This is a genomic window from Massilia pinisoli (assembly GCF_024753285.1).
GTDB lineage: Bacteria > Pseudomonadota > Gammaproteobacteria > Burkholderiales > Burkholderiaceae_D > Telluria > Telluria pinisoli.
Genome location: NZ_JANUGW010000028.1, coordinates 29,287 through 55,084 on the forward strand (window position 1 = coordinate 29,287; position 25,798 = coordinate 55,084).

At 65.2% G+C, this 25,798-nt stretch carries 24 protein-coding genes and 1 pseudogene; 14 read left to right on the plus strand and 11 right to left on the minus strand.

The genetic code is table 11. The features are described from left to right. Nucleotides 1-10: 10 nt before the first annotated feature. Complete coding sequence (locus NX784_RS26015; RefSeq protein ID WP_258819582.1) at nucleotides 11-415, minus strand: VOC family protein; 405 nt, start codon at nucleotides 413-415, stop codon at nucleotides 11-13. A 308-nt stretch (nucleotides 416-723) separates the two neighbouring features. Here NX784_RS26015 and NX784_RS28880 point away from each other — a divergent pair, with 308 nt between their 5' ends. The 3 genes from NX784_RS28880 (at nucleotide 724) to NX784_RS26035 (ending at nucleotide 5,559) form a co-directional block, all read left to right on the plus strand. Beyond that, nucleotides 724-2,514 (plus strand): methyl-accepting chemotaxis protein, encoded by a 1,791-nt coding sequence (locus NX784_RS28880; RefSeq protein ID WP_307736154.1) that lies wholly within the window; start codon nucleotides 724-726, stop codon nucleotides 2,512-2,514. Nucleotides 2,515-2,697: 183 nt separating this feature from the next. Further along, nucleotides 2,698-4,755, plus strand: coding sequence for an alpha/beta hydrolase family protein (locus tag NX784_RS26030; RefSeq protein ID WP_258819583.1), 2,058 nt, complete (start codon nucleotides 2,698-2,700; stop codon nucleotides 4,753-4,755). A gap of 87 nt (nucleotides 4,756-4,842) precedes the next feature. Further along, complete coding sequence (locus NX784_RS26035; RefSeq protein WP_258819584.1) at nucleotides 4,843-5,559, plus strand: flagellar brake protein; 717 nt, start codon at nucleotides 4,843-4,845, stop codon at nucleotides 5,557-5,559. Here NX784_RS26035 and NX784_RS26040 read toward each other — a convergent pair whose 3' ends face one another. The 8 genes and pseudogenes from NX784_RS26040 to recA all read right to left on the minus strand — a co-directional run bounded on the left by NX784_RS26040 (nucleotide 5,560) and on the right by recA (nucleotide 12,425). Continuing rightward, on the minus strand, nucleotides 5,560-7,026 hold the full coding sequence (locus tag NX784_RS26040) for an O-antigen ligase family protein (RefSeq protein ID WP_258819585.1): 1,467 nt from the start codon (nucleotides 7,024-7,026) through the stop codon (nucleotides 5,560-5,562). A gap of 88 nt (nucleotides 7,027-7,114) precedes the next feature. Then, nucleotides 7,115-7,396: a hypothetical protein gene (locus NX784_RS28995; protein ID WP_441295348.1), complete on the minus strand. Its 282-nt coding sequence runs from the start codon at nucleotides 7,394-7,396 to the stop codon at nucleotides 7,115-7,117. A 23-nt stretch (nucleotides 7,397-7,419) separates the two neighbouring features. Continuing rightward, nucleotides 7,420-7,552, minus strand: a pseudogene (locus NX784_RS29000) (pilin); the annotation flags it as partial. Between the two features lie 319 nt (nucleotides 7,553-7,871). Then, entirely contained in the window at nucleotides 7,872-8,753 is an 882-nt protein-coding gene (gene sucD / locus NX784_RS26050) for a succinate--CoA ligase subunit alpha (protein ID WP_258819587.1), read from the minus strand. A gap of 17 nt (nucleotides 8,754-8,770) precedes the next feature. Continuing rightward, nucleotides 8,771-9,940, minus strand: coding sequence for an ADP-forming succinate--CoA ligase subunit beta (gene sucC, locus NX784_RS26055; RefSeq protein WP_258819588.1), 1,170 nt, complete (start codon nucleotides 9,938-9,940; stop codon nucleotides 8,771-8,773). A gap of 83 nt (nucleotides 9,941-10,023) precedes the next feature. Next, entirely contained in the window at nucleotides 10,024-10,581 is a 558-nt protein-coding gene (locus NX784_RS26060) for a DUF2889 domain-containing protein (RefSeq protein WP_166860981.1), read from the minus strand. A 303-nt stretch (nucleotides 10,582-10,884) separates the two neighbouring features. After that, nucleotides 10,885-11,340, minus strand: a complete 456-nt coding sequence (recX, locus tag NX784_RS26065; RefSeq protein WP_258819589.1) for a recombination regulator RecX — start codon at nucleotides 11,338-11,340, stop codon at nucleotides 10,885-10,887. Between the two features lie 8 nt (nucleotides 11,341-11,348). Then, nucleotides 11,349-12,425, minus strand: coding sequence for a recombinase RecA (gene recA / locus NX784_RS26070; protein ID WP_258819590.1), 1,077 nt, complete (start codon nucleotides 12,423-12,425; stop codon nucleotides 11,349-11,351). A 188-nt stretch (nucleotides 12,426-12,613) separates the two neighbouring features. Between recA and NX784_RS26075 the strand changes: the two genes are divergently transcribed. Genes NX784_RS26075 through NX784_RS26095 form a run of 5 tightly spaced genes read left to right on the plus strand, consistent with a single transcriptional unit; the run spans nucleotide 12,614 to nucleotide 17,905 of the window. Further along, on the plus strand, nucleotides 12,614-13,336 hold the full coding sequence (locus tag NX784_RS26075; RefSeq protein WP_258819591.1) for a response regulator: 723 nt from the start codon (nucleotides 12,614-12,616) through the stop codon (nucleotides 13,334-13,336). Beyond that, a complete protein-coding gene (locus NX784_RS26080; protein WP_258819592.1) occupies nucleotides 13,333-14,898 on the plus strand; it encodes a sensor histidine kinase in 1,566 nt (521 codons plus the stop codon). Before NX784_RS26075 ends, NX784_RS26080 begins: the two co-directional genes overlap by 4 nt. Beyond that, nucleotides 14,870-15,193 carry a DUF4212 domain-containing protein gene (locus tag NX784_RS26085; RefSeq protein WP_258819593.1) on the plus strand — a complete coding sequence of 108 codons (324 nt, stop codon included), beginning with the start codon at nucleotides 14,870-14,872 and terminating at the stop codon, nucleotides 15,191-15,193. The genes NX784_RS26080 and NX784_RS26085 overlap by 29 nt, the downstream gene beginning before the upstream one ends. Further along, entirely contained in the window at nucleotides 15,190-17,274 is a 2,085-nt protein-coding gene (locus tag NX784_RS26090; RefSeq protein ID WP_258819594.1) for a sodium:solute symporter family protein, read from the plus strand. The genes NX784_RS26085 and NX784_RS26090 overlap by 4 nt, the downstream gene beginning before the upstream one ends. 22 nt (nucleotides 17,275-17,296) lie before the next feature. Continuing rightward, the gene (locus NX784_RS26095) at nucleotides 17,297-17,905 is read left to right on the plus strand and encodes a hypothetical protein (protein ID WP_258819595.1); all 609 of its coding nucleotides are present in this window, start codon (nucleotides 17,297-17,299) and stop codon (nucleotides 17,903-17,905) included. Between the two features lie 125 nt (nucleotides 17,906-18,030). On the opposite strand, the gene purM is transcribed toward NX784_RS26095, so the two are convergent. Beyond that, a complete protein-coding gene (gene purM / locus NX784_RS26100) occupies nucleotides 18,031-19,074 on the minus strand; it encodes a phosphoribosylformylglycinamidine cyclo-ligase (RefSeq protein ID WP_258819596.1) in 1,044 nt (347 codons plus the stop codon). 147 nt (nucleotides 19,075-19,221) lie between these two features. On the opposite strand from purM, the gene NX784_RS26105 reads away from it, so the two are divergent. From NX784_RS26105 to folK, 5 genes are read left to right on the plus strand one after another with little or no spacing between them, the layout of a single operon-like run. Continuing rightward, nucleotides 19,222-20,304 carry an AI-2E family transporter gene (locus NX784_RS26105; RefSeq protein ID WP_258819597.1) on the plus strand — a complete coding sequence of 361 codons (1,083 nt, stop codon included), beginning with the start codon at nucleotides 19,222-19,224 and terminating at the stop codon, nucleotides 20,302-20,304. Between the two features lie 33 nt (nucleotides 20,305-20,337). Then, a complete protein-coding gene (gene hda, locus NX784_RS26110) occupies nucleotides 20,338-21,030 on the plus strand; it encodes a DnaA regulatory inactivator Hda (protein WP_258819598.1) in 693 nt (230 codons plus the stop codon). Further along, on the plus strand, nucleotides 21,027-21,701 hold the full coding sequence (locus NX784_RS26115; RefSeq protein WP_258819599.1) for a histidinol-phosphatase: 675 nt from the start codon (nucleotides 21,027-21,029) through the stop codon (nucleotides 21,699-21,701). Before hda ends, NX784_RS26115 begins: the two co-directional genes overlap by 4 nt. Further along, on the plus strand, nucleotides 21,694-23,079 hold the full coding sequence (gene pcnB, locus NX784_RS26120) for a polynucleotide adenylyltransferase PcnB (RefSeq protein ID WP_258819600.1): 1,386 nt from the start codon (nucleotides 21,694-21,696) through the stop codon (nucleotides 23,077-23,079). The genes NX784_RS26115 and pcnB overlap by 8 nt, the downstream gene beginning before the upstream one ends. Continuing rightward, nucleotides 23,076-23,558: a 2-amino-4-hydroxy-6-hydroxymethyldihydropteridine diphosphokinase gene (gene folK / locus NX784_RS26125; protein WP_258819601.1), complete on the plus strand. Its 483-nt coding sequence runs from the start codon at nucleotides 23,076-23,078 to the stop codon at nucleotides 23,556-23,558. Before pcnB ends, folK begins: the two co-directional genes overlap by 4 nt. Nucleotides 23,559-23,587: 29 nt before the next feature. On the opposite strand, the gene NX784_RS26130 is transcribed toward folK, so the two are convergent. Continuing rightward, nucleotides 23,588-24,805 carry an anion transporter gene (locus NX784_RS26130; protein WP_258819602.1) on the minus strand — a complete coding sequence of 406 codons (1,218 nt, stop codon included), beginning with the start codon at nucleotides 24,803-24,805 and terminating at the stop codon, nucleotides 23,588-23,590. A gap of 146 nt (nucleotides 24,806-24,951) precedes the next feature. Here NX784_RS26130 and panB point away from each other — a divergent pair, with 146 nt between their 5' ends. After that, nucleotides 24,952-25,788, plus strand: a complete 837-nt coding sequence (panB, locus tag NX784_RS26135; RefSeq protein WP_258819603.1) for a 3-methyl-2-oxobutanoate hydroxymethyltransferase — start codon at nucleotides 24,952-24,954, stop codon at nucleotides 25,786-25,788. Nucleotides 25,789-25,798 lie beyond the last annotated feature (10 nt).

The window sequence follows — 25,798 nt, forward strand, 5'->3', positions numbered from 1 at the left end:
GATTGGCCCGTCATCCGCCGCTTGCCGCCGCGCCGCTCAGCCGCGTCCCGATCCACCAGTAATTGCCTTGCGCATCCTGCACGCCGGCCGACCGGTCGCCGTACGGCAGGTCGCGCGGTGCCGCGAGGCTCGTCGCGCCCTGGTCCAGCGCGCGCGCATACACCTTATCGACGTCGTCCACGTACACGTGCACGGACCCGATCGGCAGCTCGGCCCACGGCCTGAACCCGACCATCAGGACGGAATCGCCGATCCGGACTTCGGCGCGCCGGATCGCCCCGTCGGCGTCGGCCTGGCGCCGCAATTCGGTCGCGCCGAACGCATGCGCGAGGAAGTCGAGCAGCGCGCGCACGTCCTTCACGAGCAGGTACGGCGACACGGCATTGTAGCCATCGGGTTTGTATCGATCGTTCATTGTCTCTCCTTATCGTTTTTATTGGACTCGACGATTGTGTCACATTCGTATGGACAGACGATGCCATTTCGGCAAAATGGACATGGCGTTCACGAAAAATGCCTCCTTGCCAAATCATTGCTTGGCTGCCTGATAAGAAACAAAACTTCCTGCTCGCGGAGTGTTGGGAAAACGCGCCAGAGTGTGAGTATTTGTTAGTTTTGCGCTTCGAATTATTGCTGCACATCAATTAATATGGAGTTGACCCGACACGACAATGCAGCGTGCGGGCGCCCTTCCCGACTCTCTCCACTTCTCAGGAGACCACTATGTTCCAGCAAATGAAAGTCGGTACCCGACTCACTCTTGGCTTCCTGACCGTTGTCATGCTTGGCGCAATCGTCGCCGGCATCGCGATCTACAACTTGGCGCAAATGAACGAGCGCGCCAAGCTCATGTACCAACGCGAATTTTTGGGCATCTCTTACGTCAAGGATGCAAACCTCGGCCTCGTCTACATGGGCCGTGCGCTGCGCGGCGCCATGCTGGCGTCGAGCGACGAACAGCGCGACAAGATGCTGACCAGCGTCGACAAATTCAAGCGGATGATGCTGGAGAACCTCGACAAGGCCCGTCCGCTGTTCTACACGGACGACGGCAAGCGCACATTAGTCGAAGCCGACACGCAGGCACGCGAATTCGACGACCTGGCCGCCGAACTGATCAAGCGCTTGAAGGCAGAACCGCTGGAACAGCGGCGCGACTCCGTCGATTACCTGTTCAACACGTTCCTGCCGAAGGCGCAAGCGGTCGACGACAAGATGATGGCGCTGGCCAAATTCAAGGAACAACGTGCCGAGGAGATCAATGCGTACAACAAGGGCGAGTACGAAAACAGCCGCGCCACGCTGCTCGTGCTCGTCGTTCTCAGCGCCCTGGCCGGCACCGGCTTCGGCGTGCTGATCACCCGTCGTCTCACGCGCCAGCTGGGCGGCGAACCGGCGTATGCGGCCGAAATCGCGGGCCTCATCGCCGACGGCGACCTGAGCACGGAAGTGCAGCTGCGCGCCAGCGACGAGACGAGCCTGCTGTTCGCGATGAAATCCATGCGCGACCGGCTCGCACGCATCGTCAGCGAAGTGCGCCAGGGCACGGATGCCATCGCGTCGGCCTCCGGCGAAATCGCGAGCGGTAACCTGGACCTGTCGTCGCGCACGGAACAACAAGCCAGCTCGCTCGAGGAGACGGCATCGTCGATGGAAGAGCTGACGTCGACCGTGAAGCAGAACGCCGACAACGCGCGCCAGGCCAATATGCTGGCACAGACGGCCTCGACCGTGGCAGGACAAGGCGGCGACGTCGTCGCGCAGGTCGTGCAGACGATGGGCTCGATCAACGACTCGTCGAAGAAGATCGTGGACATCATCACCGTCATCGACGGCATCGCCTTCCAGACAAATATCCTCGCACTGAATGCGGCCGTCGAGGCGGCGCGCGCCGGCGAACAGGGACGCGGCTTTGCCGTCGTCGCGGGCGAAGTGCGCACGCTGGCCCAGCGCTCCGCAGCCGCGGCGAAAGAGATCAAGGCGCTGATCGGCGACTCCGTCGAGAAGGTCGCCACCGGCACCCGGCTCGTCGACAAGGCCGGCAGCACGATGCACGAGGTCGTCGAGAGCATCCAGCACGTGACGGACATCATGGCCGAGATCAGCGCCGCCAGCCAGGAACAGACGAGCGGCATCGAGCAGATCAACCAGGCCATCAGCCAGATGGACAACGTCACGCAGCAGAACGCCGGCCTCGTCGAGGAAGCGGCGGCCGCATCGGAAGCGCTGCAGAACCAGGCGGCCAAGCTGGCGGAATTGGTCAGCATCTTCCACATCGACGACCGCGGCGTCGGCGCTGCACCGTCGGCGCCGCCCGCTCCGCCCATGCCGCCTGCGCCCACGCGCGCCAAGGCGCCCGCACCCGCGGCGCACACCACACCCGCCCGTGCCACGCTCGCCGCGCCGGCCGCGAAACCGACCCTCGTGAAGCCCGTCATCAAGCCCGCCGTGAAGGCCGTCCCCGCGAAGCCCGTCCCCGCCAAAGCGGCCGCGGACGAGTGGGAAGAGTTCTGAACGTTCCGCCCGAGTCACGCCGTCCACAACGCCCCCGCCCAGCCGGGGGCGTTCTTTTTCCGGCGCCGGGCTGCCGCGTCCTTGCATTCCCCAACACCTTTTTCACGTGGTAAATTGCTTCCTTTCACCGGCCGAGCCGACCCGGCAGGCCGCGTATTCACAAGCCACAAGCGAGAGGACGGAATGAAATTAGGTATGCTGGCGCTGGCCGCAACCATGGCGGGCACGACGCTCGGCGCGGTCGCCGCACCGCGCGGATTCACGGTCGAAGATCTGGTGACGATGGAACGGGTGGGCAGCCCGGCGGTGTCGCCGGACGGGAGCCGCGTCGCCTACACGGTGCGCACGACCGACATGGGCAAGAACCGCGGTCACACCGACGTGTACGTCGTCGACCTGCGCGCCGCGAACCCGACCCCGCAACGGCTGACGTCGGACGCGGCCAGCAGCACGGATCCCGAGTGGTCGCCGAATGGTGACGCAATTTATTTTCTGTCGTCGCGCTCCGGTTCCGGCCAGGTGTGGCGCGTACCGGCGGTGGGCGGCGACGCGGTCCGCGTGACCGACTTGCCGCTCGACGTGGACGCATTCCGCGTGGCGCCGACCGGCGACCGCATGCTGCTCAGCATGGCCGTGTTCCGCGACTGCGCCGATCTCGCCTGCACAAAGGCGCGCCTGGACGCGAAAGAGAAGGACAAGGCCAGCGGCAAGATCTATGACCGCCTGTTCGTGCGCCATTGGGACACGTGGTCGGACGGCCGCAACAACGTGCTGTACGCGGCCCCGCTGGATGCGTCCGGCCGCGTGAACGGCGCGCCCATCAGCCTGTCGGGTTCGCTCGACGGCGACGTCCCGTCGAAACCGTTCGGCGACCGCGAGGAATTCCGCTTCAGCCCGGACGGCAAGACCGTCGTGTTCGCCGCCCGCATCGCGGGCAAGACCGAGGCGTGGTCCACCAACTTCGACCTGTATGCGGTCCCGGCCGCTGGCGGCACGCCGCGCAACCTGACGGCCGACAACCACGCCTGGGACACGAAGGGCGTGTTCTCGCCGGACGGCCGCACGCTCGCGTATCTCGCAATGTCGCGCCCGGGCTTCGAGGCCGACCGCTACCACATCGTGCTGCTCGACCTCGCCAGCGGCAAGAAGCGCAACGTGGCCGAAAGCTGGGACCGCTCGCCGGGCGGCCTGCAGTGGACGGCCGACGGCAAGACGCTCGTCGCGGACGCCGAGGACGTCGGCCAGCACCGCCTGTTCGCCATCGACGTGGCCAGCGACAAGGTGTCGCCGCTGACCGACAAGGGGTCGATCGGCGGCTTCGACGTGCGAGGCAACACGGTCGCCTACACGCAAACGAATCTCGCCTCCGGCGCGCAGCTGTTCGGCATGCGCCTCGGTGCGGACAAGCCCGTGCAGCTGACGCACGTGAACGAAGCCAAACTGGCCGATGTCCGCTGGGGCGAGTATGAGCAGTTCTCGTTCAAGGGCGCGAACGGCGACACGGTCTATGGCCACGTGATGAAGCCGTGGAATTACGAGCCCGGCAAATCGTACCCGATCGCCTTCCTCGTGCACGGCGGCCCGCAAGGCAGCTTCGGCAACGGCTGGAGCTACCGCTGGAATCCGCAGGTGTACGCCGGCGCAGGCTACGCAACCGTCTTCATCGACTTCCACGGCTCGACCGGCTACGGCCAGACGTTCACGGACGCCATCAGCGGCGACTGGGGCGGCAAGCCGCTCGAAGACTTGAAAAAGGGCCTGGCCGCGGCCGTGGCGAAATATTCCTGGATGGACCGCTCGCATGCGTGCGCGCTGGGCGCGTCGTATGGCGGCTACATGATGAACTGGATCGAGGGTAACTGGCCGGACGGTTTCAAATGCATCGTCAACCACGACGGCGTGTTCGACACGCGCGGCATGGCCTATTCGACCGAGGAACAATGGTTCACGGACTGGGAAAACGGCGGCCCGTACTTCACCGTCCCGGAAAAGCATGAGCGCTTCAACCCCGTACTGCACGTGAACAAGTGGAAGACGCCGATGCTCGTCGTGCAGGGCGACCTCGATTTCCGCATCCCGACGGCGCAGGGCCTGTCCACGTTCACGGCGCTGCAACGCCGCGGCATCGAGAGCAAGCTGCTCGTGTTCCCGGACGAGAACCACTGGGTGCTGAAGCCGGCCAACTCCCTGCTGTGGCATCACACCATCATCGGATGGCTCGACCAGCACCTGAAACAGTAAATACGAACCTCCGCAGTCGCTCGTGGTGCTACTATTGCTGTGTCACAAGATCGTGAACTCGGTCTTGAGCACGGTTAAAGGAGCACCATGAGCGAGCCGCAAACGGAACACGAACTCAAGCCCCAGGAATTCGAATTCGAATCGATGCACCTGCAGGTGGGCGTACGCCTGCAATTCATCACGCACCGGACCTTGAAGCCCGTCCAGCATTTCTCGACGCTGATCGGCTGGCTGAAAGACGAATACCTGATCGTCAAGATCCCGATGGACAATGGCGCGCCGATCGCACTCGTCGAAGGCGAGCGCGTGACGATGCGCGTGTTCTCCGGCATCCATGTGTGCTCGTTCGCGTGCACCGTCGAACGCATATTCAACCGACCCGTGCTGTATGCCCACCTCTCGTTCCCGCGCTCGATCCAGGGTACGAGCCTGCGGACGGCGATCCGGGTCAAGGTCGACATCCCGGCGAAGATCGTCCCGGTGAATGGAACCGTCCCCGCCGCCGACTGCGTGTTGACGAACCTGAGCGTGAACGGCGCGCGCATCGAATCGCAGAAGAGCCTGCCTCAGGACGAGGACGAATTCGACCTGGAATTCGTCCTGCTCGCGCCGCCCAACAATCAGGAAGTGCGTGTCCGTACACGGTCGACCGTGCGCAATATCAGCGCGCTTTCCACGGGAACGGAACAGGCCGAAGGCTTTGCCTATGGCGTGCAGTTCTCGGGCCTCAATCCGGCGCACTACACGTTGCTGCAGAACCTGACGTATGAGGCGTTGCTGGCGGATCGGCAGAAGATCGTCTGATCAAAAGTGGCCGGCTTTCCACAGGCGCGGCCATTGGTCACCGTTGTTGAGCGCCTGCTGGGCCGGCGTCAGTTCCTCGTTGCGCAGCTTCGCCAGCGCTTCCGGCCATGCGCCCGCAATCACGCCGGCCATCGCTGCGACGATGCATGCCATGCCCGCCAGGCGCCAGGCGCCGCTCGGCGCTGCCATTGGCATTGCCGGGATAACGGACCGCTGCCACCCGATCGCACAGCCGAGATACAACGCGACGGCCAGCTGGCTCTGCGGCATCACGAAGACGCCGGACACGAGGCCGTCGACGAGGATCGCTATAGCGCCTGTCACCAGTGCCGAAAAAATTGCCTGGCCGGGGGCATCGTCACGGCCGACGCGCGCGCCGGCCCGCAACAGGCCACGTACACCGGACGCGACAGCGATCAGCAGGCACAACAACGCCGGCACGCCCCATTCGGCGGCAACCTGCAGCACCCAGTCGTGCGGATGGGCGCCATTATTCCGCAGCTCGCTGTAATGCGCAAAATGCAGCGGGCCCGCGCCGAGCCACGGGTGCACTGCAATCAACTGGCTGGCTAGATGCCAGAGTGGCCAGCGCCCCGATGTCGGATCTGTGGCTGTGCGCTCGACCGCAACCGAAAGGGAGTGCATGCCTTGGACACCGATCAGCGCAGGCACTAAGGCCAGGAACAGGAAATACGCGAGCACACCGAATGTGGCCGTCAGTATGACCGACCGCAAGTACGGCCACGCGCGCTTCCGCGCCAGCAAGGCAACGGCAACGCAGCCGACCGCCATGCCCAGCAACGTGCCGCGGCCCATGGTCGCGAACAGTGCCATCCACCAGTACGTCGTCACGACCAGCCAAAACCATCGGAGTTTCGACACCTTCGGCGTCAAGCAGCACAAAAGAATGAGTAAAGGCAGGGTCGACGTCTGCGCGTGATTGAAAAAGCGGATGTTGCTGAAGTTCGTCGTGAAGTCGTCGAGCGCCAGCGGAATGCCGAGGCTGAGCCCGGCGGCGTAGGCAACGATGAACAGGAAAACGTAGGGCGCGCAGGCGAGTGCAAGTGCGCGGATGGCAGACAGGAACGACGCCTGGCCGTTGCGGGCGATCTCCTCGGCGATGGCGGAGGCCAGCACATATAGCAGAAAGAAATTCGCCACCTCGAACAGGGCGAAGCGCGGCGCAAATGCCAGCGCAGCACTGACGATGCCGAGAACGAAGAACGCCGCCAGCGCGATGCCGGCGCTACCGCGAAACGCACCTGGCAACGTTCCGCCTCGATGCAGCAGGATGAAAGCGCCGCCGAACAACACTGTGCCGATCTCGACGAGACGCTGATGATCGTGCCCCGCCACCATCATGAAGTTGGCGAATATGGCCACACACAGCAGCGTCGCAAAACGCGCGTGCTGGCGCACTTGCACGCTGAAGCCGTTCATCGGTGGATGGGTTTCTGTCGTCAGCACGCTCGACCTCGTTCGATCAGCTAATAAAAAAGCCGCCCAGCTTACACTGGGCGGCCGTTTGACGCTACGTCCGTTGGATCAGGACAGATTAGCTACCGGTGCAGCTCGTGCCAGCGATCTTCGGAATGTCGGCAGCGGCCAGGTTCGATTTGCACGACCACGAACCGTCGGTGCCGCGGGTCAGCGTGATCTGCATGCCGTTGACGGTAGCCGGACCACCTTGGATCAGGCAGGTCAGGTTGTCGGCGCCAGCGCCGAATTTGCAGTTGGTCGTCGGGTTCGCTGCGGCTGCCAGACCAACTTGTTCCGGTGCCGAAATCGTTGCGCCCTCAGTCAGTTGGACATCGAAGCCGGTCTTACCAGCCGACACTTCAGCCAGTGCAGCCGTGAACTTCGACTTGGCGACGTAGTTCTGGTACGCCGGGATGGCCACAGCGGCCAGGATGCCGATAATCGCGACAACGATCATCAGTTCGATCAGGGTGAAGCCGGCTTGGGCTTTCTTGACGATTTTCGGTGCTTTCATGATGTCTCTCCAGGTTGGTACTGCAAAATTTAAAGGGCTGTTTCGTATCCGGTACTGCTTGCTTCTGCCCTTTCCTATATGCAACCGGCGTGCCAGGTCATTTCCACACGGAATCGTTATCGCCGTGCTAACAAATTGTGGTTTTTGGTGTATTTTTGGCCTTATTGCCTGACAATTTTTGTCACCGAACTTGGCGAAAATTGTCGGTTGGACGAATTTTGTTGAGCTATGACAAAAAATTGTCGCCCCGTCGTGCCAGCTGGACGAAAAAAAACGGGACGCCGCAGCGTCCCGTTTCATTGGATGCGAATCCGGAGGATTACAGCATCGCCTTCAGCAGACGAGCCATTTCCGACGGGTTCTTGGTAACCGTGATACCGCAGGCTTCCATGATTTCCAGCTTGGCTTGTGCCGTGTCGGCACCGCCCGAGATCAGCGCGCCGGCGTGGCCCATGCGCTTGCCCGGCGGCGCGGTGACGCCGGCGATGAAGCCGACGACCGGCTTCTTCATGTTGTCCTTGATCCAATACGCGGCGTTCGCCTCGTCCGGGCCGCCGATCTCGCCGATCATGATGACGGCGTCCGTGTCCGGATCGTCGTTGAACATCTTCATCACGTCGATGTGCTTCAGACCGTTGATCGGGTCGCCGCCGATGCCGACTGCCGACGACTGGCCCAGGCCCAGCGCGGTCAGCTGGCCGACGGCTTCATACGTCAGCGTGCCCGAACGCGACACGACGCCGATGCGGCCCTTGCGGTGGATGTGACCCGGCATGATGCCGATCTTGATCTCGTCCGGGGTGATCAGGCCCGGGCAGTTCGGGCCCAGCAGCAGGGTCTTCGAACCGGCCTTGGCCATGCGGTCCTTGACTTCCATCATGTCACGGACGGGGATGCCTTCCGTGATGCAGATTGCCAGGTCCAGCTCGGCTTCCACGGCTTCCCAGATGGCGGCGGCGGCGCCTGCCGGCGGGACGTAGATCACGGAGACGGTGGCGCCCGTTTCCTGCTTGGCTTCCTTGACGCTCGCGAAGATGGGGATGCCTTCGAAGTCTTCACCGGCTTTCTTCGGGTTCACGCCTGCCACGAAGGCTTCACGGCCGTTCGCGTAGTCGCGGCACATGCGCGTGTGGAATTGGCCGGTCTTGCCGGTGATGCCTTGGGTGATGACTTTGGTGTCTTTGTTAATCAGAATCGACATTTTATTTCCTTCGCGAATTAAGCTTGGCCAGCTGCAGCGGCAACGACCTGCTTCGCTGCGTCTTCCATGGTGTCGGCCGAGATGATCGGCAGGCCGGAGTCGGCCAGCATCTTCTTGCCCAGGTCTTCGTTGGTGCCCTTCATGCGGACGACCAGCGGCACTTGCAGCGAGACGGCCTTCGATGCGGTGATCACGCCTTCGGCGATCACGTCGCAGCGCATGATGCCGCCGAAGATGTTGACGAGGATGGCTTTCAGGCCCGGGTTCTTCAGCATGATCTTGAAGGCTTCCGTGACCTTTTCTGCCGTCGCGCCGCCGCCGACGTCCAGGAAGTTGGCCGGCTCGCCGCCGAACAGCTTGATGGTGTCCATCGTGGCCATGGCCAGGCCGGCGCCGTTCACGAGGCAGCCGATGTTGCCGTCCAGGGAGATGTAGGCCAGGTCGAATTTCGACGCTTCGACTTCAGCGGGATCTTCTTCGTCCAGGTCGCGGTAGGCGACGATTTCCGGATGACGGAACAGGGCGTTCGAGTCGAAGTTGAACTTGGCGTCCAGGGCGATGACTTTACCTTCGCCTGTCAGGATCAGCGGGTTGATTTCGGCCAGCGATGCGTCGGTGTCCCAGTACGCTTTGTACAGGCCTTGCAGGTTCGCGCGCGCGGCGGCGATCGAGCCTTCCGGCACGCCGATCTTGCGGGCGATGTCGTCCGCGTCAGCGTCGGTCAGGCCGACGGCCGGGTCGATGGCGACGGTGTGGATTTTTTCCGGGTTGCTGTGCGCGACTTCTTCGATGTCCATGCCGCCTTCCGACGAGGCCATCAGCACGACGCGCTGCGTGACGCGGTCGGTGACCATCGACACGTACAGTTCTTTCTTGATGTCGGCGCCTTCTTCGATCAGCAGGCGACGGACTTTCTGGCCTTCCGGACCGGTCTGGTGCGTGATCAGCTGCATGCCCAGGATCTGGTTCGCGTATTCGCGCACTTGTTCCAGCGACTTGGCGACTTTCACGCCGCCGCCCTTGCCGCGGCCGCCAGCATGGATCTGGGCCTTGACCACCCAGACCGGACCGCCCAGCTCTTCAGCTGCCTTGACAGCACCGTCGACCGAGTCACACGGAATGCCGCGCGGAACGGTCACTCCGAATTTTCGGAGGATCTCTTTGCCCTGATACTCATGGATTTTCATGCTGGCTTCCCTTCTTCTGTTACTGATGTAGTTTAGAAATGCGGTTTAAATTGCGACAAACCCGGAGTCTACTCCGGACAACACTACCCCGGCACCGCCTTGAGAGCCCAGCGCGGATAGTAGGTTTCGACGGCAGGGCCATCGAGACGCAGCGCGTGGCAGCGGTCCAGTTCATAAGGCCGTTCGGTCGAGGTCTCGGCCGAGCGGTTGGCCATCGCGTCATCGGCGAAGGCCTGGATTGCCGCGGTGGGCAGGACTTGCGCGAGTTCGGTCAGGTGGGTGCAGCCGAGGACCCCGGACAGGCGATCTTTCAGATGCAATCGGAAATGTTTCAGCAGCGATAAGCCAATGAGCTTTTTGTAGGCAGGGCCGATGGTGTCGCAATAACCGGGATAGGGGACTGCATCGGACGCCGCTTCGGCGTCGACGATGGTCATGTCGCGGTCGATGGTCACGCGCAGCTTGAGTTCGTGCACCGGCAGGCCGGCCGGACGGGGGCCGGAAGGCAGGGCAATGTCGTGCGTCTTGGTGTCGCGGATGCAGGCGTCGAGGTCCCACAGGCCATCGTCGCGCGCGAACACGTCGACAGTGATGGCGCGCGTGTGCCGAGGCTTACGCGGAGCGGGTGGAGACAGGGGCATAAACACCAATGCCGGAATGCGGCGAAAAAATTTGCAGCCGTTGTGCCTGATGCACGTTGCCGCAGCTTCTACGGCAACAACCGCTCTTGCGGCGCTGCTTAAACCATGAAAGTTTAGCACAGGGTGCCGGGCTGTGCACCGAAACCTCGGCGACACAAGGGGTTTTTGAAGGGAAGATCGGGGGAGATGTTGCTAAGTTGTGATGGCGAAACCGCAAGCTTGCGTGCATCGCCACGTCACCGGACTGTCATAAACAACACAGCAGTCGGTCATTCACAATGATGAGATCAGTGGACTGGCGGATCAGAACTCGTCGTCGTCGCCGCCCCGCAGCGCGGCACGCACCGCACTCTGGGAAAAACCGCGTTGCAGCAGGAAGCGCATCTGTTTGCTGCGTTCTTCGGCGTCCTGCGGGACGGTGCCGAACTTGCGGCGCCAGACTTCCCTCGCCCGTTTGATTTCCGTTTCCTTCAATCCGGACTTGAGGTCGTCGAGTGCCTCGCCCTTCACGCCGTGCTGCTGGAGTTCGGACAGCACCCGGCTGTTGCCGTAGCGTCCGGCTCGCCGGTGCACCAGCGATTCGGCAAACCGCTCCTGCGACAGCCAGTTGTTCTTTTCGAGGAAATCGAGGAGAGCTTCGACATCGTCGCCCTCCTCCGCATAACGGGACAATTTGCGCGCCAGTTCGAGCCGGCTGTGCTCGCGCGTCGACAGATACTTCAACGCGCGAGCCTTGAGGCTCAGCTGCTGGCGCACCATCAGGACGATTACTCGTCGCCGACGACGGACAGCTGAGGCGCATCGCCACCGGCCGGGGCCGGCGGCAGCTCGCGCACGCCGAGGGCGGCGCGGACCTTGTTTTCGATCTCGCGTGCCAGTGCCGGACGCTCACGCAGGAAGATACGTGCATTGTCCTTGCCTTGGCCGATGCGTTCGCCGCCGTAGCTGTACCACGAGCCCGACTTCTCGACGATCTTGTTGTCCACGCCCAGGTCGATGATCTCGCCTTCGCGCGACGTGCCTTCGCCATACAGGATGTCGAAGTGCGCTTCCTTGAACGGCGGCGCGATCTTGTTCTTGACGACCTTGACCTTGGTTTCGTTACCGATCACCTCGTCACCCGTCTTGATCGAGCCGGTACGGCGGATGTCCAGGCGCACGGAGGCGTAGAACTTCAGCGCGTTACCGCCCGTCGTCGTTTCCGGGCTACCGAACATGACGCCAATCTTCATACGGATCTGGTTAATGAAGATCACCAGCGTGTTCGTACGGTTGATCGATGCGGTCAGCTTGCGCAGCGCCTGCGACATCAGGCGGGCTTGCAGGCCCGGCAGCGAGTCGCCCATGTCGCCTTCGATCTCGGCGCGCGGCGTCAGGGCCGCTACCGAGTCGATGACCACCATGTCGACGCTGCCCGAACGCACGAGGGCGTCCGTGATTTCCAGCGCCTGTTCACCCGTGTCCGGCTGCGAGATCAGCAGCTCGTCCAGCTTGATGCCCAGCTTTTGCGCGTAGGTCACGTCCAGCGCGTGCTCGGCGTCGATGAACGCGCAGGTGCCGCCCAGCTTCTGCATCTGGGCGATGGTCTGCAGGGTCAGCGTCGTCTTACCCGACGATTCCGGACCGTAGATCTCGACGATACGGCCGCGCGGAAGGCCGCCGACGCCGAGTGCGATGTCCAGGCCCAGCGAACCGGTCGAGACGGTTTGCACTTCCTCGACGGGCGCATTGGTATCCATGCGCATCACCGAGCCCTTGCCGAATTGCTTCTCAATCTGTGCGAGGGCTGCTGCCAGCGCCTTGCTCTTCTCGGCTGCGTTTACTACGGATTTCTTGTCGTCCATAACTTTCTTTCTGTCCTAGAGTGAACCAAGGTGTGGGCCGCTCGCGCGATTTCAATAAGAAGTACTGTATAAAAATCCAGTGGTTTTGGCAAGCGATATTTACTGTCGCTTGACCGATTCGACATGTTGCGTAACTTGACACACAATAAGCGGGTAAGCGGGATCGAACAACAAAAGCCGGGGGAGAGATGCGTATTTTACTTGCCGAAGATGATAGCGTGTTGGCCGACGGGCTGACGCGCTCCTTGCGCCAGTCCGGTTATGCCATCGATTGCGTCAAGAACGGGCAGGACGCCGACACGGCGCTGTCCACGCAGGAATTCGACCTGCTGATCCTCGACCTCGGCCTGCCCAGGCTGTCCGGCCTCGATGTGCTGCGCCGCCTGCGCGCGCGCGGGTCGCTGTTGCCCGTGCTGATCCTCACGGCGGCCGACTCCATCGAGCAGCGCGTGGGCGGCCTCGATGCCGGCGCCGACGACTACATGCCGAAGCCGTTCGCCCTGTCCGAGCTGGAAGCGCGCGTACGCGCCCTCACCCGCCGCGGCCAGGGCGGCGGCTCCACCGTCATCCGCCACGGCCCGCTCGTGTACGACCAGGTCGGCCGCAGCGCCTACATCAACGACCAGATGCTCGACCTCTCCGCGCGCGAGCTAGGCCTGCTGGAAATCCTGCTGGCGCGCACAGGGCGCCTCGTTTCGAAGGAGCAGCTGGTCGACCACCTGTGCGAATGGGGCGAGGAAGTGTCGAACAATGCCATCGAGGTGTACGTGCACCGCCTGCGCAAGAAGATCGAGACGGACGGCATCCGCATCGCCACCGTGCGCGGCCTCGGCTACTGCCTCGAGCGCTATTCCGACAATGCCCGCGACGGCGCCCGCAAGAGCGCCGACGCGGCCAGCGGCCACAAGTGAAGCCCTTCAGGCGGCGGGCAGCCGGTCCGGAGCCGCTCGCCGTCGCGGAGCCCCTCGAACCGCTGTATGCCCCGCCGCAGCCCGAGCCGGAAGAAAGCATCCAGCACTCGCTGTTCGGCGAAATCCTCGACTGGATGCTGGCCCCGCTGCTGCTGCTGTGGCCGATGAGCATCGCGATCACCTACCTCGTCGCGAAGTCGATCGCGAATCAACCGTTCGACCATGCGCTGGAAGACAGCGTCACGGTGCTCGCCCAGCAGGTCAAGGAAGTGGACGGCAAGGTCGAGGCCCATCTGCCCGGCTCGGCGCGCGACATCCTGCGTGCCGACGACGTCGACAGCGTCTATTTCCAGATCAGCGGCCCGCGCGGCGAGATCGTCGACGGCGACCGCGACCTGCCGCTGCCGAGCCCGGACGACGCCGAGCGCAGTGGCCGCGTGCACTTCCGCACCGAGACGCTGCACGGCGCGCCCGTGCGCGTCGCCTATGCGTGGGTCAACCTGCAGCCGCTGCTGGACGCGTCGGAGGAACCGCGCCTCGCCCTCGTGCAGGTGGCGGAAACGCTGGACAAGCGCGCACAGCTCGCCAACGAGATCATCAAGGGCGTGATCCTGCCCCAGTTCATCATCCTGCCCGTGATCCTGGCCCTCGTCTGGTTCGCCCTGTCGCGCGGGCTGTCGCCGCTCGCGCAGCTGCAGGAACGCATCCGCGCGCGCCCGCCGGACGATCTGTCGCCCATCGATTCGCGCCAGGTGCCGGAAGAGATCTCGCCGCTCGTCGGCTCGCTGAACGACATGCTGGCGCGCCTCGCCCACACGATCGACGCGCAGAAGCGCTTCATCGCCGACGCCGCGCACCAGATGAAGACGCCGCTCGCGGGCATGCGCATGCAATCGGAGCTCGCGCTGCGCCAGGTCGATCCGAACGAGATCCACCGCTCGCTCGAACAGCTGGCCAAGAGTTCCGAATCGGCCACGCGCCTCGTGAACCAGTTGCTGGCGCTGGCGCGCGCCGAGAACCAGCCACACGCGGGCCTGGCGCTCGAACCGCTCGACCTCGCCGCCCTGGCGCGCGACGTCGTGCAGGACTGGGTGCAGGCCTCGTTCGCGCACGAGATCGACCTCGGCTACGAAGAGATCGGCGACCCGCCGGACATCGCCGGCAGCGCCATGATGCTGCGCGAGCTGCTGTCGAACCTGATCGACAACGCACTGCGCTACACCCCGCCCGGCGGCAGCGTCACCGTGCGCGTACGGGGCACCAATATTGGCCAGGGCAACCAGGCGCTGCTCGAAGTGGAAGACACGGGCCCCGGCATCGCGCCGGCCGAGCGCCACCGCGTGTTCGAGCGCTTCTACCGCATCCTCGGTTCCAGCGCGCCCGGCTCCGGCCTCGGTCTCGCCATCGTGCGCGAGATCGCGCAGCAGCACGGCGCCGAGATCGAGATCTTCAACAACCCGCGCAGCACGCACAAGAAACTCCCGGGCAGCCTGTTCCGGCTGACCTTCCCGCCCACCGTCATGCTTGATCCCGATGCCGACCGAGACCGCCCTTTCATCTGACCCCGACCGCGACGACGAGCGGCGGCGTGCGCGCATCCTCGCCGCGCGCGCCGCGCACTGGGCGCGCGCGCGCCGCCTCGTCGCGCTGCTGCTCGCGCTGTGGCTCGCGACGAGCTTCTGCACGGTGTTCTTCGCACGCGACCTCGCGCACCTGTCCGTGTTCGGCTGGCCGCTGTCGTTCTACCTCGCCGCGCAGGGTGCGTCGCTGATGTACCTGACCATCATCGGCGCGTACGCCTGGCGCATGCGCGTCCTCGACCGCGACTTCGCGCGCATGCTGGAGACGACGCCGTGACGGGCGCCGCGCCACCGGCCGCCGCCGCGAAGGCGAAGACGCGCAGCTACTTCCGCCGCCTGGCCCGCTACTACCTGTGGTTCACGCTGTGTTTCGGGTTGTTCCTCGGCGCGCTGGCGATCCTGGAAAACGAGGGCATGCCGCGCCAGTGGATCGGCCACCTGTACATGTTCGCGACGATCGTGCTGTACGCGATCATCGGGGTCGTCAGCCGCACGTCCAACGTGTCCGAATACTACGTGGCCGGGCGGCGCGTGCCGGCGCTGTTCAACGGCATGGCGACGGCGGCCGACTGGATCTCGGCGGCCAGCTTCATCAGCCTTGCCGGCACCTTGTACCTGCACGGCTTCGATGCGCTGGCCTATGTGATGGGCTGGACGGGCGGCTACTGCCTCGTCGCCCTGCTGATCGCGCCCTATCTGCGCCGCTTCGCCCAGTACACGATCCCCGACTTTCTCGCGGCCCGCTACGGCGGCGAGGCCGGCACACGGCGGGGCAGCATCGTGCGCGCGGTCGCGGTCGGCGCCACCATCGTCGTCTCGTTCACGTACGTCGTCGCGCAGATCTACGCCGTGGGCCTGATCGCGTCGCGCTTCACGGGCGTCGATTTCTCGGTCGGTATCTTCCTCGGCCTCGCCAGCATCCTCGTGTGCTCGTTCCTGGGCGGGATGCGCGCCATCACGTGGACGCAGGTCGCGCAATACATCATCATCCTCGTCGCCTTCCTGATCCCGACGATGTGGCTGTCCGTGAAATTCGCGGGCAACCCCGTGCCGCAGGTGGCGTACGGTTCCGTGCTGCCGAAACTGGCGAAGCGCGAAGCCCAGCTCGCGGCGGACCCGCGCGAGGCCGAGGTGCGTGCCGCGTTCCGCGCCCGCGCCGACGACTACGGCGCGCGCCTCGCCGGCCTGCCGCATTCCTGGGAAGCCGGAAAGATCGAGGCGCAGCGCCGCCTGGACACAGCGCGCAGCCGCAACGCGCCGCTGACCGAAGTGCGCAGCGCCGAGCGCGCGCTGCTCGACTATCCGCGCACGGCGGACGAAGCGGCACACGTGTGGAACGACCTGCGCGCGGCCAACCTGGCGCGCGCGCAGCCGCCCGAGCCGCACGCGGAACCGTTCCCCGGCAAGACCCGGCAGGAATCGGACATCCGCCGCAACAACTTCCTCGCGCTCGTGTTCTGCCTGATGTTCGGCACGGCCGCGCTGCCGCACATCCTGATGCGCGCCTACACGACGCCGTCCGTGCACGAGACGCGCGTGTCCGTGTTCTGGACGCTGTTCTTCATCCTGCTGATCTACCTGACGATGCCGGCGCTGGCGGTGCTCGCCAAGTACGACATCTACACGACCGTCGTCGGCACCAGTTACGACGCGCTGCCCACGTGGGTCTCGTATTGGGCCAACGTCGACAAGGCGAACCCGTTGATCAGCATCGTCGACGTCAACGGCGACGGCATCGTACAACTGGCCGAAGTTGCGATCGACGGCGACGTGCTCACGTTGGCCACGCCGGAGATCGGTGGCCTGCCGTACGTGATCTCGGGCCTCGTCGCGGCCGGCGGTCTTGCTGCGGCACTGTCGACGGCGGACGGGCTGCTGCTCGCGATCTCGAACGCCCTGTCGCACGACATCTACTACAAGATCGTCGACCCCGGCGCCTCCACCCAGAAGCGCGTGACGATCTCGAAGCTGCTGCTGCTGGCCGTCGCGTTCATCGCCGCGTACGTGGCGTCGCAGAAGCCGGCGGACATCCTGTCGCTCGTCGGCGCCGCGTTCTCGCTCGCGGGGTCGGCCATGTTCCCGGCGCTGGTGGCGGGGGTGTTCTGGAAGCGGGCGAATTTCGCGGGCGCGATCGCGGGCATGGCGACCGGGTTCCTCGTCTGCCTGTACTACATGCTGCACACGAATCCGATGCTGGGCGGGAGCCTCGACGCCGTCTGGTTCCACATCGCCCCCATCTCCGCCGGCGTGTTCGGTGTGCCGGCGGGGGCGCTGGCGCTCGTCGTCGCGAGCCTGCTGACGGCGCCGCCGCCGCGCGAGAGCGGCGGGCTCGTGGCGCATATCCGGGCGCCCGAATAACGACTTTCCATCCACACGACACATGATCGATCGACTCAAATGCCGGCTGATCGTCCCCGCCGTGCTGACGCTGACCGGCTGCCCGGCCGGCCCCGTCCCGCTGGCGGGCTGGGAGCGCAGCGTGCCCGAGGTGGGCAGCCGGAACGTCTGCTGCGGCATCAATCCCACGATCGTCGAAAAAACCTACGAGCACCGCTACGACCTCGTGTTCTCGCCGGACGGCGGCCGCAAGGACGTCACGCTCAAGACGCATTTCGAATACGTCCTGCTGCGCCCGGGCCAGCCGCCGCGCAAGCTGCCGTTCCTGACGACCACGACCCGTAACAATGACGATGGCCGCTTCACCGCGCTCTATCCCGTCGACGACGACCGGCTGTGGGCCGGCTACGGCCTAGCGCCGGATGCGTCCGAACGGGACGGGGGCGCGCGCTCCGACAGCTGGCATTACGTCGTGAAGGTGTTCACAGCAGACGGCATCGTGCACGAGGCCGAGCTGGAAGTCCTCAAGACGGACAACCGGATCGACGTCGACTGGTCCGTGCCGGCCTTCCGCTTCCATCACCGCAACGGCATGGCGCTCTACCATCTCCGCACGGGCAAGGTGACGATGGTCGCGCCGACGGCCGGGTAGCGCCGGAATGACAACTGGAAGCCGCGTTTTATCGTAGGGTGGACGGGTCCCCCGTCCACCCTACCGGTCGCCCGGAATAAAAAACGGGCGCCGCAGCGCCCGTTCGTACATGCAAGCCGCAAGGTTTATTCGACGATCGTCTGCGCCTGGCCTTCGCCGCGCGCGCGGATCTCGCCGATGCGGTACACGGTCTCGCCGGCCGCCTTCAGCTGGGCTTCCGCGGCGTCCGCGTTGTCCTTCGAGACGATGACGGTCATGCCGATGCCGCAGTTGAACACGCGGTGCATCTCGGCGTCGGCCACGCCGCCGTGCTGCTGCAGCCACTGGAACAGCGGCGGCAGGGTCCACGACTTCGCGTCCAGCACGGCCGTCAGGTTATCCTGCAGCACGCGCGGGATGTTCTCGACGAGGCCGCCGCCCGTGATATGCACGAGGCCCTTCACTTCCATCGCCTGCATCAGCGCCAGCAGCGGTTTCACGTAGATGCGGGTCGGCTGCATCAGCGCGTCGGACAGCTTGCGGCCGTGGAAGTCGGCTTCCAGGTCCGGCTTCGACACTTCGATGATCTTGCGCACGAGCGAGTAGCCGTTCGAGTGGATGCCCGACGAGGCGAGGCCCAGCACGACGTCGCCCGGGGCGATCTTGGTGCCGTCGATGATCTGCGATTTTTCCACGGCGCCGACGGCGAAGCCGGCCAGGTCGTATTCGCCGTCCGGGTACATGCTCGGCATCTCGGCCGTCTCGCCGCCGATCAGCGCGCAGCCGGCCTGTTCGCAGCCAGCGGCGATGCCTTTCACGACGGCGGTCGCGGTCGGCACGTCCAGCTTGCCGCAGGCGAAGTAGTCGAGGAAGAACAACGGCTCGGCGCCCTGCACGAGGATGTCGTTGACGCTCATGGCGACGAGGTCGATGCCGACCGTGTCGTGACGGTTCAGCTCGAACGCCAGTTTCAGCTTGGTGCCGACGCCGTCGGTGCCGGACACGAGGACCGGTTCCTTGTACTTCTTGCTGATTTCGAACAGCGCGCCGAAGCCGCCGATGCCCCCGAGCACGCCTTCGCGCATGGTGCGCTTGGCAAATGGTTTGATCGCTTCGACCAGGGCGTCGCCGGCATCGATATCGACACCGGCGTCGCGGTAGGAGAGAGAAACATTAGATGGTTGGCTCATGGTATTTGGCAGCGGAGGCGGTAAAATAGTAGGCGGTTGACAACGGGGCGCCGGACGGTACGGGGCACCGATGGTCGGTCGGTCAATCCATTATTTTATCAAAACCGCCTGCCGCGGCACCGTTTTAACCACCAAGAACAACAATACATGTCATTTTCCTTCAGTCCGGAGCAGAAGCAATCAGCGTTTTGGTTGGCACTCTGGCTGGCTTGCGGTCTGCTGCTGTACGCCCTCGGTCCCATCCTCACACCGTTCATCGCGGCCGCCATCCTCGCCTACGCCCTGAACGGCGCCGTCGACCGGCTGGAGCGTTCCCGCCTCGGCAAGTTCCATTTGCCCCGCTCGCTCGCCGTCGCGGCCGTGATCCTCGGATTCCTCGCGGCGGTGACCGCCCTCGTGCTGATCGTCGTGCCGGTGCTGCGCACGGAACTGCCGCTGCTGCAGGCGCAGATCCCGGACGCGCTCGCGCGCATCGACGCCGCGCTGTCGCCGCGTCTCGCGCAATTCGGCATCCACATCAAGCTCGACGGCAGCAGCCTGCGCACCATCCTCACGCAGCAGATCATGACGTCGGGCGACGAGATCTGGACCACGGTGCTCGCGTCCGCGCGCGTGGGCGGCAGCGCGCTGCTGGGCTGGATCGCGACGGGCATCCTGATCCCCGTCGTGCTGTTCTACCTGCTGCTGGACTGGCACCGCCTGCTGCTGCAGCTGGAAAACGCCGTGCCGCGCCGCTGGGTGCGCCAGACGGTGGGCATGGCGCAGGAAGTCAACGCGCTGCTGGCGCAATACCTGCGCGGCCAGTTGCTCGTGATGCTCGTGCTGGCCCTGTACTACTCGGCGGCGCTGGCGCTGGCGGGCTTCGAGGTGGCGCTGCCGGTCGGCATATTGACGGGCCTGCTCGTGTTCATCCCCTACCTGGGCTACGGCCTGGGGCTCGCGCTGGCGCTGACGGCCGCCATCCTGCAATTCTCCGACTGGAGCGGGGTGATCGCCGTCGCCGTGATCTATGGCGCGGGCCAGGTCATCGAAGGCTTTTTCCTCACGCCGCGCCTCGTGGGCGAGCGCATCGGGCTGAATCCGCTGGCCGTGATCTTCGCCCTGCTCGCGTTCGGCCAGCTGTTCGGCTTCGTCGGCGTGCTGCTGGCGCTGCCGGCGTCCGCGGTGCTGATGGTGGCGTTCCGTCACCTGAAACGCCACTATCTGCGCAGCAGCTTTTATAATGGCTGATTCAACCGCACACGACATTGTGAGAACCAAGCCATGAAACAGCTGGTGCTCGATTTAGGCGCCGAGCCGGCGCAAAGCCTCGACACCTTCCAGATAGGGGAAAATGCCGAAATGGCGCATTTGATGCACCAGTTCGCCCAGCGCGCATCGCGCGAGCATTTCTGCTATCTGTGGGGTGAGACGGGCGCCGGCAAGACGCACCTGCTGCAAGGCCTGGCCGCGACGGACGGCGCGCGCTACATCGCGGCCGACAGTGGCCCGGAGGCGTTCGTGCTCACGCCCGACGTGAGCCTGTACCTCGTGGACGACGTCGACCAGCTGTCGCCCGAGCGCCAGATCGACGCCTTCGCCCTGTTCAACCAGGTGCGCGAGCATGGCGCGTACATGGTCTGCACGGGGCCGGTGCCGCCGGCCGTGCTGCCCGTCCGCGAGGACCTGCGCACGCGCATGGGCTGGGGCCTCGTGTACCAGATCCACGGCCTGTCCGACGACGAGAAGATCGCCGCCCTCACCCAGGCTGCGGAAGCCCGCGGTTTGACGCTGTCGGCCAGCGTGTTACCCTATCTGCTGTCCCATTTCAAGCGCGACATGCGCTCCCTGTCGACCATGCTGGATGCGCTCGACCAGTATTCGCTCGAGACCCAGCGCCCGGTCACGGTACCGCTGCTGCGCGATTTATTGCTACAGGAAAATACCGGCAGCCCACACTCCGAACCCAAAGAATGAACGACCTCGCGCTGTTTGACCTCGACCACACCCTCCTGCCGATCGATTCCGACTACGAATGGGGCCAGTTCCTCGTGCGTGAGAAAGTCGTCGACGCCGGCGAACACCAGCGCCGCAACGACGCCTTCTTCGCGCAGTACAACGCCGGGACGCTCGACCCGGTCGAATACCTCGAATTCGCCCTCGGCACCCTGGCCCGCTTCGACCCGGCTCACCTGAAAGACTTGCAGGCGCAATACATGCGCGACGTGATCAAGCCGGCGATTCGCCCGAAAGCGCTGGATCTCGTGCGCAAGCACCAGGACGCGGGCGACCTCGTTGCGATCATCACCGCGACCAACGCATTCGTGACGACGCCGATCGCGCGCGAGTTCGGCGTGGAGCACCTGATCGCGGCGAAGCCCGAACTGGACGAGCGCGGCCACCCGACCGGCAAGCTGGCCGGCACGCCCACGCAGGGTCACGGCAAGGTGACGCACATGCACGCGTGGCTGGACGGCCTGGGCCGCCCGTTCGACAGCTTCGCGCGCAGCTGGTTCTACAGCGATTCGCACAACGACATCCCGCTGCTGTCGGTCGTCTCCCACCCGATCGCGACCAATCCGAGCGAGAAACTGAGCCAACACGCCACCGCCCTCGGCTGGACTTCACTGCATCTCTTCAATGATTAAAAAATTCATCCGCAAAATCCTGGGCGTCAAAGACGAGCGCGACCCCACCGAACCCGTGATTCTCGGGCCGGAGCAGCACGGCATCGATCCGAAGCTCGTGTCGAACAACGCGGTGCGCGTCACGCAGACCTTGCAGGAAGCCGGGTTCAAGGCGTTCGTCGTCGGCGGCGCCGTGCGCGACCTGCTGCTGGGCGTGAAGCCGAAGGACTTCGACATCGCCACCGACGCCACGCCCGAGGAAGTGAAAAAGCTGTTCCGCCGCGCGTTCATCATCGGCCGCCGCTTCCAGATCGTGCACGTGATGTTCGGCCAGGACCTGCTCGAGGTGACGACGTTCCGCGGCAAGGGCAGCGACAACGCGCCGAAGGATGAACACGGCCGCGTCCTGCGCGACAACGACTTCGGCCCGCAGCACGAGGACGCCGAGCGGCGCGACTTCACCATCAACGCCATGTACTACGACCCGGCCACGCAGACGGTGCTCGACTACCACGGCGGCATCGAGGACATCCGCGCCAAGGTCCTGCGCATCATCGGCCAGCCGGAAGCGCGCTACCGCGAAGATCCGGTCCGCATGCTGCGCGTCGTGCGCTTCGCCGCGAAGCTCGGGTTCACGATCGAGCCGGCCACGCGCGCACCGATCCCCGTGATGGCCCCGCTGATCAACAACGTGCCGGCCGCGCGCGTGTTCGACGAGATGCTGAAGCTGCTGATGAGCGGCCAGGCGCTGGCCTGCCTGAAGGAGCTGCGCTCGTCCGGCCTGCACCACGGCCTGCTGCCGCTGCTGGACGTCGTGCTGGAACAGCCGATCGGCATGAAGTTCGTGACCCTGGCCCTCGAATCCACGGACACGCGCATCAAGGCCGGCAAGGGCGTGTCGCCGGGCTTCCTGTTCGCGTCGCTGCTGTGGCACCAGGTGCTGGAAAAGTGGAACGCCTACCGCGCCGCGGGCGAATCGCCGATCCCCGCGCTGCATCTCGCGGCGGACGACGTGCTCGACAACCAGACCGAGAACCTGGCCCTGCAGCGCCGCATCGCCACCGACATGCGCGACATCTGGGCCATGCAGCCCCGCTTCGAGCGGCGCAACGGCAAGTCGCCGTATAAACTGCTGGAGCATCCGCGCTTCCGCGCCGGCTTCGACTTCCTGCTGCTGCGCTGCGAATCGGGCGAGCTCGATGCGGAGATCGGCAACTGGTGGACGACGTTCTACGCCGGCGACGTCGCCGAGCGCGAACGCCTGATCAACACGGCGCGCGACACCGTGCCCTCGAGCCAGAAGAAACGCCCGCGCCGCCGCAGCCCGCGCCGCGGGGAAGGCGAAGGCAGCGCACCGGCCGACGCGAATTCGAACGCACAGGCGGCCAGCGGCGAATGATCGCCTGGATCGGCATCGGCGCGAACCTCGGCGACGCGCGCGCGAACGTGGTCGATGCCATCGAGCGCCTGGCCCGGCTGCCGGGCGCGACACTCCTGCAGGCGTCGTCTCTGTACCGCACGGCGCCCATCGATTCCTCCGGCGACGACTACGTCAACGCGGTCGCCGCACTCGACACCGACCTCGATGCGCACGCGCTGCTGCAAGCGCTGCTCGCCATCGAACAGGCGCACGGCCGCGAGCGGCCGTACCGCAACGCACCGCGCACCTTGGATCTCGACCTGCTGCTGTACGGCGACGATGTCATTGACGATGCGCCCACCTTGATCGTTCCGCATCCGCGCATGCACGAGCGCGCGTTCGTGCTCGCGCCGCTTGCCGAAGTGGCGCGCAATCTCGTCATCCCAGGGCGTGGTGCCGTGAGCGCCCTGCTCGCGCACGTCAACGACCAAGCCATCGTCCGTCTCGATGCCGTGTAGGGTGGGCACCCCTGTGTGTCCACCCTACGCTAAAAACGCAGTGCTAAGTAGATGCCGGAAATCGCGAGCGTCGCGAGCGTGACCGGCACACCCACGCGCGCGTGCCGCCGCCAGTCGATGGCGATACCGCGCCGCGCCGCCGCATCGACGACGATGATGTTCGCGATGCTTCCCACGATCAGCAGATTGCCCGCCAGCGTGCTGACGAGCGCCAGCATCACGCCGCCCAGCGGGTGATGGACGACGGGAATCAGCAGCATCACGGCAGGCACGTTGGACACGAGGTTGGACAGCACGAACGTCGTCGCGAACAGCGCGCCCGGCTGATCCAGGCGCAGGCCGTGCGCGGCCATCCACGCGACCGCTTCCCCCGTCAACCCCGTGCGCTGCAGCGCCGCGTTGACGACGAAGAGGCTCATGAACAGCACGAGCAGTTCCCAATCCACCAGCCCGAGCATGTTCTGCGACCGCAGCTGGCGGCTCATCAGGAGGACGCCCGCCCCGACGAGCGCCATGTGCTCGCGCGGCCACGGCGCCACGAGGAAGCCGACCAGCAGCGCGCCCGCGACCACGAGGCCTTTCGTCGTCTGCCACGCGTCGAACGCGATGGCCGGTGCCTGCGCGTCGGGCGCGGGCGCGGCTTCCTTCCATTGTCCCTTCGCCTGGCGCGCGATCAGCACCCAGCAGAGCACGAGGCCCAGCGCGACCGGCAGGATCGCGTCGAGGAAGTAGCCGTCGAACGACAAGCGCATCGTCTGGCCGATCAGCATGTTCTGCGGATTGCCGATCAACGTGGCGGCGGAGCCGATGTTCGACGCGCACGCGAGCGCCAGCAGGAACGGCACGGGCGCGAGCTGGCGCCGCCGGCACGCGTCGACGAGCAGCGGCGCCATCGCGAGGCACACGATGTCGTTGCTGAACACGGCCGACAGCGCGGCGGACACGCCGATCAGCACGGCCAGCAGGCTCGCGGGACCGAGCGCGAGGCCGGCGAGCTTGTTCGTGACCCAGTCGTAGAAGCCGCCCAGGCGCATCTGGGCGGAGACGACCATGAAGGCGAACAGCAGGGCCATCGTCGGCAGGTGGATCGAGGCGACGGCCTGCTCGAGGCTCAGTGCGTTGATGCTGATGAGCGCGATGGCGCCGAGCAGCGCGACGCCCGTGCGGTCGAGCCGCAGGAACGGCAGGCCGCCGAGGATCATGCCGAGATAGACGATGAGGAAGATAATGAGGATGGTCGTGGCCATGGGGTCGACGGATGTCGTCTGCGTTTTCAGGTAAGATCGCGCATCTTAACAAACCGACCCGGGCGCACCTGTCACCGCAAGCCTGTCCGGGACGGTGGCCACGCCGGGGCGATCCTCCGGCTCATCTCGATTTGCAAAGGAAGACTATGAGCGCTTATTTGGGCGGAAACTCGACGAACGATGCGCCGGTGCGCAAGGCCGTGACCTTGCCCGCGCTGCTGGCGATGCGCGCGGCCGGCGAGAAGATCGCCATGCTCACCTGCTACGACGCCAGCTTCGCCTCGCTGATGGACCGCTGCGGCGTGGACATCCTGCTCGTCGGCGACTCGCTGGGCATGGTGTGCGCGGGCTACGATTCCACGTTGCCGGTGACGGTGGCCGACGTCGCCTACCACACGGCGTCCGTCGTGCGCGGCCGCAAACACGCGTTCGTGCTGGCCGACCTGCCGTTCGGCAGCTACGGCACCTTGCAGCAAGCGTACGACAGCTGCGCCGCGCTGATGCGCGCCGGCGCCCAGATGATCAAGATCGAGGGCGGCGCGTGGCTCGCCGAGACCGTGCGCTTCCTGACGGAGCGCGGCATCCCCGTGTGCGCCCACATCGGCCTCACGCCGCAATTCGTCCACCAGCTGGGCGGCTACCGTGTGCAGGGCAAGACGGACGAAGGCGCGGAGCAGCTCAAGCGCGACGCGCAGGCGCTGCAGGACGCCGGCGCGGCGATGGTGCTGCTGGAAGCGGTGCCGGCGGCGCTCGGCAAGGAAGTGACGGGCATGCTGCACGCGCCGACCATTGGCATCGGCGCGGGCCCCGACTGCTCGGGCCAGGTGCTCGTCATGCACGACCTGCTGGGCGTCTTCCCGGGCCGCAAGGCGCGCTTCGTGAAGAACTTCATGGAGGGCCAGACGAGCATCGACGCGGCCGTGCAGGCCTATGTGGCGGCCGTGAAGGACGGCAGCTTCCCGGCTGCTGAACACTGCTTCTGATGCGAAGATG

Coding starts and splice junctions, on each gene's coding strand:
- NX784_RS26015 (WP_258819582.1), bottom strand. CDS start 415: ATGAACGATCGATACAAACCCGATGGCTACAATGCCGTGTCGCCGTAC.
- NX784_RS28880 (WP_307736154.1), top strand. CDS start 724: ATGTTCCAGCAAATGAAAGTCGGTACCCGACTCACTCTTGGCTTCCTG.
- NX784_RS26030 (WP_258819583.1), top strand. CDS start 2,698: ATGAAATTAGGTATGCTGGCGCTGGCCGCAACCATGGCGGGCACGACG.
- NX784_RS26035 (WP_258819584.1), top strand. CDS start 4,843: ATGAGCGAGCCGCAAACGGAACACGAACTCAAGCCCCAGGAATTCGAA.
- sucD (WP_258819587.1), bottom strand. CDS start 8,753: ATGTCGATTCTGATTAACAAAGACACCAAAGTCATCACCCAAGGCATC.
- sucC (WP_258819588.1), bottom strand. CDS start 9,940: ATGAAAATCCATGAGTATCAGGGCAAAGAGATCCTCCGAAAATTCGGA.
- NX784_RS26060 (WP_166860981.1), bottom strand. CDS start 10,581: ATGCCCCTGTCTCCACCCGCTCCGCGTAAGCCTCGGCACACGCGCGCC.
- recX (WP_258819589.1), bottom strand. CDS start 11,340: ATGGTGCGCCAGCAGCTGAGCCTCAAGGCTCGCGCGTTGAAGTATCTG.
- recA (WP_258819590.1), bottom strand. CDS start 12,425: ATGGACGACAAGAAATCCGTAGTAAACGCAGCCGAGAAGAGCAAGGCG.
- NX784_RS26075 (WP_258819591.1), top strand. CDS start 12,614: ATGCGTATTTTACTTGCCGAAGATGATAGCGTGTTGGCCGACGGGCTG.
- NX784_RS26085 (WP_258819593.1), top strand. CDS start 14,870: ATGCCGACCGAGACCGCCCTTTCATCTGACCCCGACCGCGACGACGAG.
- NX784_RS26095 (WP_258819595.1), top strand. CDS start 17,297: ATGATCGATCGACTCAAATGCCGGCTGATCGTCCCCGCCGTGCTGACG.
- purM (WP_258819596.1), bottom strand. CDS start 19,074: ATGAGCCAACCATCTAATGTTTCTCTCTCCTACCGCGACGCCGGTGTC.
- NX784_RS26105 (WP_258819597.1), top strand. CDS start 19,222: ATGTCATTTTCCTTCAGTCCGGAGCAGAAGCAATCAGCGTTTTGGTTG.
- hda (WP_258819598.1), top strand. CDS start 20,338: ATGAAACAGCTGGTGCTCGATTTAGGCGCCGAGCCGGCGCAAAGCCTC.
- NX784_RS26115 (WP_258819599.1), top strand. CDS start 21,027: ATGAACGACCTCGCGCTGTTTGACCTCGACCACACCCTCCTGCCGATC.
- pcnB (WP_258819600.1), top strand. CDS start 21,694: ATGATTAAAAAATTCATCCGCAAAATCCTGGGCGTCAAAGACGAGCGC.
- folK (WP_258819601.1), top strand. CDS start 23,076: ATGATCGCCTGGATCGGCATCGGCGCGAACCTCGGCGACGCGCGCGCG.
- NX784_RS26130 (WP_258819602.1), bottom strand. CDS start 24,805: ATGGCCACGACCATCCTCATTATCTTCCTCATCGTCTATCTCGGCATG.
- panB (WP_258819603.1), top strand. CDS start 24,952: ATGAGCGCTTATTTGGGCGGAAACTCGACGAACGATGCGCCGGTGCGC.